General features: G+C 62.2%; 13 protein-coding genes. 9 read left to right on the forward strand and 4 right to left on the reverse strand.

Annotation, left to right across the window (positions count from 1 at the left end):
• The first annotated feature begins 145 nt into the window (after nucleotides 1-145).
• The 3 genes from A3OK_RS0115785 (at nucleotide 146) to A3OK_RS0115800 (ending at nucleotide 4,450) form a co-directional block, all read left to right on the forward strand.
• A complete protein-coding gene (locus A3OK_RS0115785; RefSeq protein ID WP_019905864.1) occupies nucleotides 146-949 on the forward strand; it encodes a hypothetical protein in 804 nt (267 codons plus the stop codon).
• 181 nt (nucleotides 950-1,130) lie between these two features.
• Entirely contained in the window at nucleotides 1,131-2,831 is a 1,701-nt protein-coding gene (locus A3OK_RS0115795; protein ID WP_019905866.1) for a DUF927 domain-containing protein, read from the forward strand.
• A gap of 512 nt (nucleotides 2,832-3,343) precedes the next feature.
• Entirely contained in the window at nucleotides 3,344-4,450 is a 1,107-nt protein-coding gene (locus A3OK_RS0115800) for an FAD-binding domain-containing protein (protein WP_019905867.1), read from the forward strand.
• 112 nt (nucleotides 4,451-4,562) lie between these two features.
• Here A3OK_RS0115800 and A3OK_RS0115805 read toward each other — a convergent pair whose 3' ends face one another.
• Nucleotides 4,563-5,843 (reverse strand): Y-family DNA polymerase, encoded by a 1,281-nt coding sequence (locus A3OK_RS0115805; protein ID WP_019905868.1) that lies wholly within the window; start codon nucleotides 5,841-5,843, stop codon nucleotides 4,563-4,565.
• Nucleotides 5,840-6,274, reverse strand: a complete 435-nt coding sequence (gene umuD / locus A3OK_RS0115810; RefSeq protein ID WP_019905869.1) for a translesion error-prone DNA polymerase V autoproteolytic subunit — start codon at nucleotides 6,272-6,274, stop codon at nucleotides 5,840-5,842. The genes A3OK_RS0115805 and umuD overlap by 4 nt, the downstream gene beginning before the upstream one ends.
• A gap of 271 nt (nucleotides 6,275-6,545) precedes the next feature.
• Here umuD and A3OK_RS0115815 point away from each other — a divergent pair, with 271 nt between their 5' ends.
• The 3 genes from A3OK_RS0115815 (at nucleotide 6,546) to A3OK_RS0115825 (ending at nucleotide 10,069) form a co-directional block, all read left to right on the forward strand.
• Nucleotides 6,546-7,406 (forward strand): transglutaminase family protein, encoded by an 861-nt coding sequence (locus A3OK_RS0115815; protein ID WP_026597316.1) that lies wholly within the window; start codon nucleotides 6,546-6,548, stop codon nucleotides 7,404-7,406.
• A gap of 331 nt (nucleotides 7,407-7,737) precedes the next feature.
• Nucleotides 7,738-8,610, forward strand: coding sequence for a type 1 glutamine amidotransferase (locus tag A3OK_RS0115820; RefSeq protein ID WP_019905871.1), 873 nt, complete (start codon nucleotides 7,738-7,740; stop codon nucleotides 8,608-8,610).
• Nucleotides 8,611-8,863: 253 nt separating this feature from the next.
• Complete coding sequence (locus A3OK_RS0115825; protein ID WP_026597317.1) at nucleotides 8,864-10,069, forward strand: DUF2252 family protein; 1,206 nt, start codon at nucleotides 8,864-8,866, stop codon at nucleotides 10,067-10,069.
• Between the two features lie 140 nt (nucleotides 10,070-10,209).
• Here the strand turns inward: A3OK_RS0115825 and A3OK_RS0115830 are convergent, their stop codons facing one another.
• Complete coding sequence (locus tag A3OK_RS0115830; protein ID WP_155912042.1) at nucleotides 10,210-11,139, reverse strand: alpha/beta hydrolase; 930 nt, start codon at nucleotides 11,137-11,139, stop codon at nucleotides 10,210-10,212.
• Nucleotides 11,140-11,284: 145 nt separating this feature from the next.
• A complete protein-coding gene (locus A3OK_RS0115835; RefSeq protein ID WP_019905874.1) occupies nucleotides 11,285-11,464 on the reverse strand; it encodes a hypothetical protein in 180 nt (59 codons plus the stop codon).
• A gap of 204 nt (nucleotides 11,465-11,668) precedes the next feature.
• Between A3OK_RS0115835 and A3OK_RS0115840 the strand changes: the two genes are divergently transcribed.
• From A3OK_RS0115840 to A3OK_RS0115855, 3 genes are all read left to right on the forward strand, one after another.
• Complete coding sequence (locus A3OK_RS0115840; protein ID WP_019905875.1) at nucleotides 11,669-11,863, forward strand: hypothetical protein; 195 nt, start codon at nucleotides 11,669-11,671, stop codon at nucleotides 11,861-11,863.
• Nucleotides 11,864-12,134: 271 nt separating this feature from the next.
• On the forward strand, nucleotides 12,135-12,791 hold the full coding sequence (locus A3OK_RS0115850; protein ID WP_019905877.1) for an SOS response-associated peptidase: 657 nt from the start codon (nucleotides 12,135-12,137) through the stop codon (nucleotides 12,789-12,791).
• 763 nt (nucleotides 12,792-13,554) lie between these two features.
• Nucleotides 13,555-13,878: a hypothetical protein gene (locus A3OK_RS0115855; protein WP_019905878.1), complete on the forward strand. Its 324-nt coding sequence runs from the start codon at nucleotides 13,555-13,557 to the stop codon at nucleotides 13,876-13,878.
• Nucleotides 13,879-13,889: the final 11 nt, after the last annotated feature.

The following is a 13,889-nucleotide window of genomic DNA, read 5'->3' on the forward strand; positions in this document are numbered from 1 at the left end:
TAAACCTGCACCGCACAGGCAACAACGAGCACTCTGGCAACCGGGAAACCAGCCAGCCGCTCTCTCACTCCCCTCACGAAAATCACCCCGCCACCAAAGCAACCGGCCTCCCGGCCGGCAGGGCAGCTATTGCCAAGGATCCCGCATGTCTGAACCCTACTACCTTAAGGCTCGGCGCCAGAACCGACGGCGACTGATCGGCCGGCTGGAGCACGGCAGCAACGCCGAGCGCCAGCTTGCTGCGACACTCGTTGCCTGCACCGAAGCCGATCCCTGCTTGAGCGGTGCCTGCACCGAGTGCGGCGGCCTTCTCCAACTCGCTGCCCTGGACCTAGCAAATCGGTTCGTTCGCGGGCCTGCACGGGCCCTGCGCGGCCGGATGACCATGATCACGGTGGTGCCCAGCTGGGGCTGCGTCCTGCCGCGCGAGCTTGATGCGGCCGTTTGCCGGCGGGTCCTCGCAGCGGTGAAGGCGGCCGCTGTGGCCAGCGGCATCACCCCCAGCATCTTCAGCCTCGACATCTCCTTCAACGAAGATCTGACCGGCAAGGGTCCCCTGCCGCACTGGTGCGTGCACGCGGCCGGGCTCGCGACCGATTGGTTCTCACCGGCTCAGGAAAGGCCGTTTCGGGCCGCATTCTCGCGATCCTCGTGGGTGAAGCGGCCGGTCTGGTTCGAACGCATCGATGCCAGCGGGGCCGCCGATCTCTACGCACTCAAGCCCGACCGTGGCCGGCGGGTGACCGTCTGGAACGAGCGCCGGCTGAACGCCGGCGGCGGTCCCAGCACCAAAACCTCTCCCCGTGGGTTGCGGGCGATTCAGGCCGATGAGCTGGCCATGGTTGAGCACCAGCTCGGCTTGGCTGGCCGGGTCATCGGGTGCGGAATCGACAACGATGCCGTCGAACGGGCTCTGGGTGGCTTCAACTGGGCGAGAGACGGGCCCTAGGGGCGATTAGGCGGGAGGGGGAACTGCAACCCCCTCCCGCCCTGACCAAGTCACCGTGCTCCCCGGCCTGCCCGGCGCCTACCCCACGCTGTCAGCGCAAAGCCCGTGCATCCCGTGCATCCCGTGCGTGAGCTGACCAAACACCATCCAATACCAGTCTGAGGACGGAATTAAAGGAACCATGATGTCGATCGATAGCGCCACGCCCAACGCGGGTATCCGCAAAATCAATCAGCTTTACGACGAGAGCGAACAGGTTTGGTACGACGTCTACGAGGCGCCGGGCATCGCTGACTGTCTGGTCACTGCCAATGTCCCGCGTGAAGACCAAAGCGTCGGGGCAGTGATCCGCCACCTCCTGCGCTGCGGGGCGGAACTGCCTCCGACCAACGAGCGTCAGGGTATCATCGCCGCCGCCATCGCATGTGAGGCTCCCATCGTCCGTCGTGCCGCGCGCACCGGCTGGCGCAATGGGGAAACCTTTGTGATGCACCGTACCGTTGTGTCAGGGCGCGAAAACGATGACGCCATTTTGCCGCCGAGCGGAGCTTTTGCCGGAAGCACCGGTCACATGCAGGACCGCGTTGATCTCGACGCGTGGCGCACGTTGATGCTGATCGCCCAGTACTCGACGGCGATGATGCTCGCGCTGGCTGCCGTGTTCGCCGGGCCCATCCTCAAGATTGCGCGACGTCCCAACTTCGCCTTGGTCCTGCACGGCCCGAGCCGGTCTGGGAAATCAACGGCGCAGCTCGCTGGTGCATCGGCCCTCGGCTACGGACAGGAGGAGGACCTCCCAAGCCTGAACGCTACACCCGCCGGGCTAATGGCAATTGCCGTGGCATTCAACGACCATGCGCTGCCGATCAACGAGGTTGGCACCGCGCGAGGCGGAAAGGGTAATGTCTACGATGTCCTTCGCGACGTCACCTATTCGCTCGGCAATGGGCAAGACACCATCCGCCACCCTAGCTGGACCGGTAGCAGTGGCGGGGAGGCCGCCACCTTCCAAGTGCTTCCGCTGATGTCTTCCGAGCATTCACCCGACGCGTGGGCAGCTCGCAAGGGCGAAAGCCGCGACGAGGGTGAAACGGCGCGCCTGATCGGGGTTCCGGTACTCTTCAATGGATACACGACGATCTTTGATCGGGCGCCGAAGACGTTATCTGCAACCGATCGTGCCTCGTGGGAGCAGGAGCAGTTCAAGCAGTTGCGCGAAGGACTACCGAATCAGCGAGGCTTTGCCTTCAAAGCGCATCTCGAATGGATGACTGCTCGGCCTGAACTCCTCCAAAAATGGGTGGGAATCCTTGTGGCACGCTTCGAGTCGGCGGTTGTGCAGGCGGATATGTCTCCCGTGAAGCGCGACATCGTGGCCAAGTTCGGTGTCCTGTACGCAGGTGGATACCTCGCTATCAAAGCGGGGGGCCTGCCGTTGGATAAGCTTAAGTTCGGCCAGGCAATCATTCGAGCTTGCCAGGCGGCACTGGCCGAGCTGCCCGATCCAATGGCTGAGCTGAAGCGTGATTTGGGGGTCATGAAAGCCAAGCTTGCGGGCGCCTCTGTCGTGGATACGGAAGCATGCACGGGCAAGCAGTTGCGGCTGATGCGGAGTACCGATGGCTTTCGGTCGCCCAAGAACACCGGGCATGCAATCGTCGTTCGTGCCCAGGTCTTCGCGGACTGGTTCCCATCGAAATTGCGGACCCGTCGGGTGCTGGAGTGGCTTGATACCGAAGGGTTCCTCGATCACGTCCGGGACCGGACCAACGGCCGTTCAAACCTTTGGGCACAGCGCCAGGTGACTTGGCCTGACGGGACCCGTCAGCACTCGATCAGCATCTATTTACCGGGTGGCTTCACCGATCTCGATCGCACCTAAGTTCAAATAGGAAGGCCCCGGCGCTGATCCTACAATCAGTGCCGGGGCCTTCCCCGTTTTATGCGGCGGTGCCCGGCGGACCGTCCTCAAGGCCATTCGCATTGATATTGGCGCAGACCTTGGACGTCTGAAAGGCCGACGGGCTTACCAAGCTTCAGGCAGCGGGAAATCGGGGGCACGGTAACGATAGACCCCACCCAAATCTAAGACGCGCGCATTGGCGACCCAACTGATCTAGGTCGGTTGGGGCATATGGAGCCGCATGCCTCGGCTACGCCCTACCCCGGCCTTCTACGGGGCGCCCCCTTTCCCTCACCACCGGAGGTGGCTGCCGGCGTTGCGTGCCCCCATCGGCAAGCGCCCTCGCCGTTGGCCGAGATGGCCTTCGTGGGCCCCCTGTGACGCCCTGAGGGGCATAGCGCCTACACCGGTGCCCCTTACACCTCGAAAATCGGTCGCATCGGCTTCTCACCGCCGCGCGCTAGCTCACGGTCATGGATCGCATTTTTTCTATGACCCGTGCCGCAGGGCTCGACCGCCTCGCTGCCTTCCTCGCGAATGAAGGGGCCGAATATCCCGGCGCCCGTAACATCGACCTCGGACCCGACGCGCGTTCGACGACCTCCGCCCTGTCGCCTTACCTCCGGCGGCGCCTGATCACCGAGTCTGAGGTCGCTACTGCGGCCATCGGTGCCTTCGGCGATGAGGGGGCCGAGCGGTTCGTCAGCGAGGTGTTCTGGCGGACCTATTTCAAGGGTCACTTGGAAACCCATCCCGCCGCCTGGACTGGCTATCTGGCGCTGGTCGCCGAGGGCCATGAGCGCCTTGCCGCCGAGCCGGGGCTGCGGCGGACCTACGCGGCTGCAGTCGAGGGGCGGAGCGGCATCGATTGCTTTGATGCTTGGGCCCTCGAACTCATCGAGACAGGGTGGCTCCACAACCACGCACGGATGTGGTTCGCCTCGATTTGGATGTTCACCCTGCGCCTGCCCTGGGCCCTCGGGGCAGACTTCTTTATGCGCCATCTGGTCGATGGCGATCCGGCCAGCAACACACTCTCCTGGCGCTGGGTCGCCGGCCTCCACACCCGGGGCAAGCACTACGTCGCCCGCGCCGAGAACATCCGCCGATACACCGATGGGCGCTTTGACCCGGTCGGCCTCGATGAGTACCCCGACGCCCTCGACGAGCCGATGCCGCCGCGAGAAGTACCGTTGCCGCCGGCCGACGCAGCGCCAAACGGTGAGGTAGCGCTTCTCCTGCACCTCGAAGACTCGCACCCGGAGAGTCTGTCCCTCGGTACCGCACAGGTCGCCCGCATCGGCGGCCTCGTTGTGCACGCTGACGGCGCTTCTGATCGGGTCAAGGCTGCGGATGACGCCGCGATGGCCGATGGCTTGGCTCGTGCCGAGGCCCATTTCGGATGCCAGGCATCCCTAGTCGAAAAGGACTGGGCCAGCGGCCTGCCGATTGTGACCGCCCGGGCCCCGGTCGGGCCATCGGCGATGGCGCTGCCAGAGGATTGCCTGCGCCTTCGACGGGCCTGGGATACGGCAGCCTGGCCATTGGCGACCGGAGGCTACTCACGGATGAGGAAGGCAATCCCTCGGCTCTTATGAATGTCAGCCGATTGACTGATGTGTGCTTGCCGGGCTTGCCTTAACAGGAGCCAATAGACTTTCCGGGCGGTCGCCCCCAGAGTACCGTGAGGCCAAGACCGCTCTTCCTGGCCTATGCGGCACCGACAACCGGGATGTCGGCGATCCGGGTAGTGTAGCGCGGCGAACGCATGTCGAACCTTGTGGACCACGTTCGCTGCGGCCCAAAACCCGCCGTGCCGGGCACCACCGCCCCACGCCCCCAACGGCGGTTGCAGGCGTCGAGAGCATCCATCAGCGCCCCACCTCGCTCACGGTCGAGACCCGCGAACAGCGCCCGCTGTGAGGCTGGCAGGGGCACAAGATCGACGGTGATGACCCCTGCCTTCGAGTATCGATAGCCGGCCTTCCAGATCCGTCGCGCGCCCGCCGTCGCCGCCTTGATTAGAACCAGGGTATCTGACGTCGCCTCGGGCAGGGTGACAACGGTCGAGGCGGATCGTTGGGGGTTGCCGGTGTCATGCTCCGAGGTATGGAAGAACACCGTCACATGATCAGTGCCCAGCCGTTCCCGGCGAAGCTTTTCACCCAGTCGGGTAGCGTGGGCTGCCACAGCCTGCTCCATCGTGGGGAGGTCCTCGACCCGGTTCGAAAAGCTCCTGGTGACCGCGCAGCCCTTGCGCGTCGCTGCAACCGTCTCGAGGCTCAGGCAGGCCCGGCCGCGTAGCTCGTGGATGATCCGTTCCCCTACGACGGTCAGCGCCCGCCGCACCGGCCGCGGATCGAGGTCGCGCACGTCGGCGACGCTGTCACAGCCCATCGCCCGCAACTTCGCCTGCGAGGCCCGGCCGATCCCCCAGACCTCTTCCAGGGCCGTTCGGCACAGCCAGTGCGCCCGCTCATTGTCGTCCGACAGATCGCAGACCCCGGCCAGCGCAGGGTTCGTTTTTGCGAGATGGTTTGCGAGCTTCGCCAGCGTCTTCGTCGGGCCGATGCCCACGCAGGTTGGGATGCCGGTCCATCGGTGAACGGTCGCACGGAGATCGCGCGCCAGTTCGAGCCGGCGGGCCGGGGCGATATCGCTGAGGTCAAGGAAGCTCTCGTCGATGCTGTAGATCTCGACCCGTGGGCTGAAGCGCCGATAGACCTCGTTGGCGCGAGCGCTCATGTCTCCATAGAGGGCATAATTGCTGCTGAACACCCGGACCCGTTCGGCCCGGCACAGCTCCCGAATCTTGAACCAAGGCTCGCCCATGCGAATGCCAAGCGCCTTCGCTTCAGCCGTCCGCGCGATGGCGCAGCCATCGTTATTGCTCAGCACGATCACCGGCACGGATCGCAGCTTGACGTCGAAAACCCGCTCGCAGGAGCAGTAGAAGCTGTTGCCGTCGATCAGCGCGATGGCCCGGCTCATCCGCGTTGCGCGCGCCGCCGAGGGTTTATGCTGGCCGACACAACGCCCCAGACCTCGACCACGGCACTGGGTGACAGATTAAAGGCGGGATAGCGTGGGTTGGCAAAGGCGAGGCTGACTCGGTGCCCCTGCCGATGCCAGACCTTGAACGACCGCTCCCCATCGACATCGACCATCACGACGTCGCCGTTCTGCGGCTCGAGCGAGCGGTCAACGATGGCTAGGTCGTCGTTGAAGAGACCCTTCCCAATCATGCTGTCGCCGGCCACCCGGACGAGGAAGGTGGCAGGCCGATTCACGATCAGCAAGCGCTGCAGATCGATCTCTTCCTCGATAAAATCGTCGGCTGGGCTCGGGAAGCCGGCCGCCACTGGTCGGGCCAGCAGCGGCACGGGAATGGGGTAGCCGAGGCTGATGCCGTAGACTTGCACGGATGGGTTCCTTTCCGCTGGATTCGGAAAGGAACATACCAAGAACATCATCGCCGACCAGGTCAAGCTCTTTGGTGGCTTGCCTGCCAACCGGGGCGATCAGTGGCGGGCTTTGTATGCCTCCACTGATACCTCGACGCCGTCCTGATACGGCTGCAGGATGCATCCAAAATATCGAGCAGCTGAGGTTATTCTTTGGTGGCGATTTCTCGGAATGGCTTCAAAAGCCTGTCTCGGAAAACGAGCCCCTCGATTTCTGTAGGAGTAGCCCTTGGTCCAGCTGCGTATCCATCACGAGACCACGTATCGTTACCGACAGCCAGTCAGTCTGGGGCCGCATCGGCTGATGCTGCGACCGCGCGAGACACGTGACCTAAAGCTCGTGTCGAGTGTCGTCACCGTGACGCCGGATGCGACGATCAAATGGGCCAACGACGTTTTCGGAAACGCTGTGGCGACCGTCACCTTCGCGACGCCTTCCGATATCCTCGTCATCGATAGTGTCTCCTGCGTCGAGCTTTCCGCGGTCGCCTATCCGGTTTTTGACATGGCGGCCTCGGCCATTTCATTTCCCTTCCGGTACTCCGACGACGACTGGACCGACCTGGGGGCACTAGCGATACGGCAATATCCCGATGGCGACGACATGCCATCTTGGGCACAGAGGTTCGTTGCGGGCTACCCCACTGACACCTTGTCGCTGCTCAAGGACATCAATGCCGGCGTCGGCAGCACAATCGCCTACCAGGCCCGAGAGGACGAGGGCACGCAGTCGCCGAGCCAAACGCTGTCGCTGGGCATGGGCTCCTGTCGGGATCTAGCCACGCTCTTTGTGGAAGCGGTTCGCAGCCTGGGCTTTGGCGCCCGCGTCGTATCGGGCTATCTCCACGATTCAACGCGCACCCTGTTAGGCTCGGCTGATGCTGGGTCCACCCATGCATGGGGCGAGGTTTACCTGCCGGGTGCAGGGTGGGTTACCTTCGATCCGACCAACCGGAGCGTCGGAGGTGCGAACCTGATCCCAGTCGCCGTCGCACGCGACATTCGCCAAGCCATGCCAGCGACCGGCAGCTTCATCGGATCGGCCGACGCATTCTTAGAAATGTCGGTTGCTGTAAACGTTGATTCCTGACCGCCAATCAACGTCGGGAGGGTCTGGCAGAGCTGATACGTTTGCTTTGCGAATTAACGATTCAATAAGCCATCGGGCAAACGTCACCCAAGGCTATTGCATAGCAGATTGCCATATTCAGCCTAATTAAGACATCGCTATTGACCTATGTCTCTATTACAGGCCAATGTTAGCTTGTTGGTAGTGTGGATCCAACAAGCGGCTTCAAGTCGCGGAGATCGCGCCACTGACCATGACGATTTGCCCCTGCGGCAGGTTCTTCAAAGGTGGAACACAGTTGGCTGCTGTCAGTTCGCGTGCCGGGGAACGACTCCCTGGAGAACCATTTCCGTTGCAAGTCAGATCACGCGGGCTGCGTTTTCTCGTCGCCGAAAGCGAGCCGCCGAAATCACGCGAAGAACGGCGCGACAGTGTCGGCCGGTCGTCCGGCGATACCTACCTCGACATCCTCGCCCACCTCGCCCCTGGTGCTGCCTGCGATAGAATCCGACCAGCCGACGCGGACAGCGATCTGCTGTCGGGCGGGACCATCAGTGACTACGACGCTGTCTTCCTGACTGGATCGCCGCTGGCTCTGTATAAAGAAACGCCCGAGGTCAGACGCGCCGTCGCCCTCATGCGGGCGACCTTCGCGTCGGGCACGCCTGCTTTCGGCTCCTGCGCCGGCCTGCAGCTTGCCACGGTCGCGGCGGGTGGAACTGTCCGACCAAACAGCTTAGGACCCGAGGCCGGCTTTGCCCGCCGCATCACCGCGACCGATGCCGGACGTTTCCATCCTATGCTTTGCGGCCGACCTATGGCCTATGATGCGCCGAGCATCCATACCGACGAAGTCGAGACTTTGCCGGCAGGCGCCACCCTATTGGCCGGCAATCGGGCTACCATGGTCCAGGCTGCTGAGATCCGTTGTGATGGTGGAGTATTTTGGGGCGTGCAGTATCACCCTGAGATCGGCCTTGATGAGGTTGCCGGTGCCCTTCGCCGCCAAGCCGACTCCCTAGTTGAGAATGGGCTCGCCCGCTCGACCACCGAGGTCGAGGAACAAGCAGTACTGATCGGGGCTCTCCACCGTGAGCCAGAGCGTCGCGATCTCGCGTGGCGACTGGGACTGGACGATCAGGTCACCGACGCCAACCTACGGCTGACGGAAATCCGAAACTTCATCAACGCCTTGTTGCAGCACGGGCGGTCGATGCGTTTATGACGGTCGTGGGTTTGCTGCAGGTACGGCATCAGCGAATGAGTGATTTCCTGATCATAGCGGTAGAGCAGTCACTTCATGTCCAAGGGCGGCAGCGATGCGATAACCAGATCGGTGGCCTAACGTACTGATTGGTTCGGTAATCCTGTGCGGAGGCGTTTGGCCGCGCATTCCGACGTTGATATCGGGCGTTGTTGAGGTGGCTCTGGTGGTGGATGCGCCAAGTCGTTCACGGTTAGCGTCCAAAGGTTTGTCGATGCGCGGGGAAGAGAATTACGGCCCGGAACAGCGAGCGGCAGCGCTGGAACGGCAACGTACCCTCAAAATGGCCCGGTCCGCCCATGCCTACGTCCGGGGCAACACCTTGAAGTTCTATGAGTGGTTGGACGGCCTAGCACAGGGCACTCTGCCTGAGGGGCCGCCCGTCTGGATCTGTGGCGATTGCCACGTGGGCAACCTTGGCCCCCTCGCCGATGCGGACGGTCGGGTCGATATCCAGATCCGCGACCTTGACCAGACCGTCATCGGCAATCCGACCCACGATCTCGTGCGTCTCGGCCTTTCGCTTACCAGCGCAGCGCGTGGCTCGGACTTACCTGGCGTCGTTACGGCTCAAATGCTGGAAGAAATGGTTCGGGGTTATGCTTGGGGTTTGGGCGGACGAAGCCTGAACGAATCACCGCCAGAGCCCGACGTCGTTCGTACAGTCCGTCGTCGTGCCCTAGGCCGGCAATGGAAACACTTAGCGCGTGAGCGCCTAAGGGACATCGAGCCGTCTATCCCGCTTGGTCGAAGGTTCTGGGCACTCGATGCCGAGGAGCGGGCTGCGCTCGGCGACGCCTTTCGGGATGACGCCGTGCGTCGGCTTGTACTGACGCTGAGCGGGCGCAGCGGAGAGGCCGACGTTCGCCTCATCGATGCTGCCTATTGGATGAAGGGATGCAGTTCCCTTGGATTTCTGCGCTATGCCGGGTTGGTGCGCATCGACAATCCGGGTGGCAAACGCAAGTTAGCTCTTGTGGACCTCAAAGAGGCGGTCGCCTCGGCAGCGCCGGTCTCGACGGGCGTGGAGATGCCTTTGGATCCAGCCGAGCGTGTCGTCACCGGAGCACGAGCACTCTCACCAAATCTGGGTGAGCGAATGTTACCCATGCGCCTCCTCGGCAAACCCGTTGTGATGCGCGAGCTCGCGCCGCAGGACACGAAGCTCGACATCGATCAGTTCTCGCGCCAGGAAGCCGTCCGGGCGGCCCAGTACCTCGCCTACGTGGTGGGCAAAGCACATGGGCGGCAGATGGATGAGGCGACGTGTGTCGCTTGGAGGAGCGAAGTCACACGGGGCTCTAGCGAGGCCGATGGAGCTCCGTCCTGGCTATGGTCGAGCGTGGTGGAGCTCGCCGGTCGGCACGAAGTTGGATACCTTCAGCATTGTCGTCGCTATGCCGACAAGCAGGCTGCGTGAAGTCGCTCGTCCAGTCCTTGAAAAGAGCATTCAGCCGTGATTGCTTTAATGATCGAGTATACCTTTCTGATAAAGCCGATGAGAACCGCCCCTGTTGTGCGGAAATGAAGTATGGCGTCGTGCAGGTATGAAGCTGCACCCTATGTTCGCTTGAATTCAACCGCATTGGACATGCAGGTGCTTGCAGTTTGAGGCTTTGATGGAACGAAAGGGGGATCGACGTACCCGCATGCCACACGCGAAAACTCCGGAGTGCGAAGATAACCGTAGGACTTGTGGTGGTTCGACGTTGCATCGGGACGTAAATAGGCGTTTACGACGCGGCGGTCAGCAACACGCATGCCAGCGTTGTTCGGTCCGTAATCTGTTTCCAATTTTCCCATTATGGAGACGATGTCATTGCTATCTGTAAGGTTCGTCCAAGCCAAGACGTTATTAGGCACCCGCAAGGCTCCATGCTCAGCCTCGAACTTGAGCTTCACCTTTGCCAGGCCTAGCGGTGCGGCAGCGGTTACGAGGTGTTCGACTTTAACCGACGAATCCTCCTGCTCCAGCTGCATCAGCGCATCGTAAGCGATCACAGATCCCATCGAATGCGCGACGAGTAGGATGCGATGGTCCCGGAAGGCCTCAAGACGTTCTATCAGCCGCCTCCGGACAGCCCGAGCGAAACTTTGCTCGGCGTGGTAATGCCATAAGTCGTCGAAGCGGCTCTCCAGAATGACATCGTCTACGGGCGTGATGCCGGTGACTTCCTCTACGATGTCGATGCCTGCATAGACAGGCGCCAGCACTTCCTTGGCGGTAAGCGCGGGTGCCTCATCCCCACCCGTCATCGGCCCGATGCCGTCGTAGGGCCGGTATGGCTCGCGGTTTTCATCCTTGGTCAGCGGCGCGTCGTAACGCAGGTCGGCCCAGTAGACGAACTCGAAGGCAAACCGTGGGTCAGCGACCCCTTCGTTCCGGGAAAGGCCCTCGGCGATGGCCTCCTTCCACCACCGCGTCTTCTCGTCGGCGGGCGGCTTGTTCGCCAGACCGTGGATCCCAATGATGACTCGGCTGCGCTCCATGGAGTGCTGTAGTTCCCATTGACAGCGGCAGACAATCGCGGCCATCGACCCTGGTAACGCGAACTTCCTAACTTGGATGCGCTGCGGTAAACGTGGCAGGTCATCGCGGCACAGGATCGTTGAGCGGATCTGCTGGCCTCGTGGCCTACGGCCTCCGCATCTGCTTGCCGGCGCATGCCACCAGTTGTGAGAATGCCAGGGCTGCAGCTGAAGCCTGAACCCGGCTCGCGTACGGCATCAGCGAATGGGCGATTTCCTGGCCGTAGGCGTCGCGCAGCGACCAGCCCCAGCGCCCAAGCCGCTCCTCCATGACATCGAAATGCATGGCCCGATCTCCGCGCGTGCGTGTCGATGCCGGGCTGACCGTCGAGCCTACGCGTGGCCGTCGCGGCATGTCCGAAGCCAGGCCCTTGGAGGCAGGATTCTCTGATATCCACAGGTCGGCGGTATGCATCTTGACCTCCCGGCGCGGAACATGTGTTCTGTATATGTTCTCATTTACGGGGTGTCTACCATGATGGCCAATCACGTGGCGCAGATCGCTGCCATGACAGAGGCCGAAGTGACAGCCATCGCCTATTTGGAAGCGGCCAATGGCAGCGTCGACCATGCCCTTCGCTTCGCCGTCGAGGACATCCTGACTCTGGAAGGGCGGTTGGCCGAGGCTCTGCTCGCTGTGTCGTATGGCTATGTCCGAGGTGCGCTGAACGATTCGGTGTCCTGAAATGGAGCGCCTTTGCGACGTCAGGGCATCGCACATCGTGATCGTCTGCAGCCCATGCGACCGTCGAGGCATCTATCGTATCAGCCGCTTGCGCCGGACCTTTGGTGACCATGCCTCGATGCTGGACGTCTACCTCAGGCTGACGCAAACCTGTCGCTGGCAACGCGAGATCGGCACGCGGATGCCGAACCAGTATGGGATCGGGTGTCGGGCCAAGCTCGACACATCGGGCGAGGCGGTGGCTAGGGGACTGCCATCAAGGACATAAGCGATGTGCAATCTCTACAGCCTCGTGACTTCACAAGCCGAGATCCGCGAGGCCTTCGACGTTGCCCACGACCATGCCGGCAATCTGCCGCCGCTCACCGGCATCTTCCCAGATCAGATGGCGCCCATCGTGCGCATTGCCGGGAGTGAGCGCGAGCTAGCGATGATGCGCTGGGGCATCTCCGGGCCTAAACAGTTCGGGGAGCACCCGGTCACGAACGTGCGAAATGTGAAGAGCCCGCACTGGCGCCCCTGGCTCAAGCCTGATTACCGCTGCCTCGTGCCGGTCTCGTCCTTTTGCGAGTATGCCGATACCAAGCCGAAGAAGACTCCGACGTGGTTCGCCCTCGATCAGGATCGACCCCTGTTCGCCTTTGCCGGCATCTGGCGGCCCTGGACCGGCGTACGAGGCACGAAAGCTGAGAATCCCGACCGCGAGGAGGCTGAGCACCGCTTATTCTCCTTTCTGACCTGCGATGCGAATGGAGTCGTCGGCCCGGTTCACCCCAAGGCCATGCCGGTGCTTCTCACGACCGCCGAGGAATGGCGCACCTGGCTCGAAGCGCCGACCGAGATTGCCCTTGAGCTTCAGCGGCCACTGCCAGACGCCATGATGACAGTTGTTATGACCGGCGAGCGGCACGATGGCGGCTGGAAATAGAGCGGCCCAATAGTGGAATAGCGGCGAATCCGCTAAAAAGGCATCAGAGCTTAATGAGGGAGTCTCATGCGGCCGACGGCAATTTTACTTAGCCCGTAACGGTCCCGGCTTCAGGACTACCCTCCGCTAGCGCGGCGGCCACACGGGTGAACACAACGGTATCGAGCGTCACCGACCGCGAGAACTTATTTCGCGATGCTCGCCGTCCGACTGCTTGGCAGACAAGGTGAATCTCGCCTCCCATGCCCCCTTCCGACGGGTAGAGACGACCCGCCCAGCTTCTGATTACGTGTGGCGCTCCCGATGCCGTCACAAATCCGATAACGTCGCCCTCTGCCATTCCAACGAGAATGCGACCACGATGCGGCATCAGTGCCTCAGCGGGGCCGTCTGCATATGTGCCAGATACCGCCTCCCCGAACTGCCATAGTCGGATCTCGGCACCGGTCGCACTGCGCCACGTCCCCTCAAACATCGATACGTCCACACCTGATCGCTTAATCGACGCGGGAGCCGCAGCAGGTGAAAAACGCTAGCATGTTTCGGAGCGCCGCGACCGATCTGCCTCTGTCATAACGTCAAGCATGAGCTATGCTTCCAATGCCAGCCCCCCCGCGTCATGCCGGCAGTTTTAAACGATTGCAAAAGTGGTATACCACATGAACTATATCGCGCATTGACCGGTAGCCAAAGGGCAATCGCCGGGTTACCGACAGAATGGGTACGCCATGCACCGCCTCATCGCTCATTCGCAAATCCGACCATGACCAAGCATCCCGCCTTAGCGGCTACCAGTCTGGCCGATGCTGTTACGGAAGCCTACGTCGATCAGGCGAAACCGCCACTTACGCAGGAGCTTATTGAGCGGGTTCGAAGCGCGCTGATCAATGCGATTGATCCCCACGGCGGGACAGGATCGGGCGGTGACCCGCAGGACTGCATCAACGCCGCCCTGGACGCTTTCGAGTTGGAACTCCAGTCAATCGTCGGTCCACGGATCGCATCGCTGGATAAAGCCACTGGTGCGGTGACGATGAAACATCGGTCCGAAGGCGGCCAGCCGCTCCGGGCCTTCGGCGGCCAATAGGCCAAAACTGC

The sequence above is a fragment of the Methylobacterium sp. 77 genome, assembly GCF_000372825.1.
Classification (GTDB): domain Bacteria; phylum Pseudomonadota; class Alphaproteobacteria; order Rhizobiales; family Beijerinckiaceae; genus Methylobacterium.

Excerpts from the sequence above, each read along its gene's own strand:
- A3OK_RS0115795 (WP_019905866.1), top strand. The coding sequence starts at position 1,131 with ATGATGTCGATCGATAGCGCCACGCCCAACGCGGGTATCCGCAAAATC.
- A3OK_RS0115785 (WP_019905864.1), top strand. The coding sequence starts at position 146 with ATGTCTGAACCCTACTACCTTAAGGCTCGGCGCCAGAACCGACGGCGA.
- A3OK_RS0115825 (WP_026597317.1), top strand. The coding sequence starts at position 8,864 with ATGCGCGGGGAAGAGAATTACGGCCCGGAACAGCGAGCGGCAGCGCTG.
- A3OK_RS0115830 (WP_155912042.1), bottom strand. The coding sequence starts at position 11,139 with ATGGAGCGCAGCCGAGTCATCATTGGGATCCACGGTCTGGCGAACAAG.
- A3OK_RS0115800 (WP_019905867.1), top strand. The coding sequence starts at position 3,344 with ATGACCCGTGCCGCAGGGCTCGACCGCCTCGCTGCCTTCCTCGCGAAT.
- A3OK_RS0115805 (WP_019905868.1), bottom strand. The coding sequence starts at position 5,843 with ATGAGCCGGGCCATCGCGCTGATCGACGGCAACAGCTTCTACTGCTCC.
- A3OK_RS0115855 (WP_019905878.1), top strand. The coding sequence starts at position 13,555 with ATGACCAAGCATCCCGCCTTAGCGGCTACCAGTCTGGCCGATGCTGTT.
- A3OK_RS0115850 (WP_019905877.1), top strand. The coding sequence starts at position 12,135 with ATGTGCAATCTCTACAGCCTCGTGACTTCACAAGCCGAGATCCGCGAG.
- A3OK_RS0115835 (WP_019905874.1), bottom strand. The coding sequence starts at position 11,464 with ATGCATTTCGATGTCATGGAGGAGCGGCTTGGGCGCTGGGGCTGGTCG.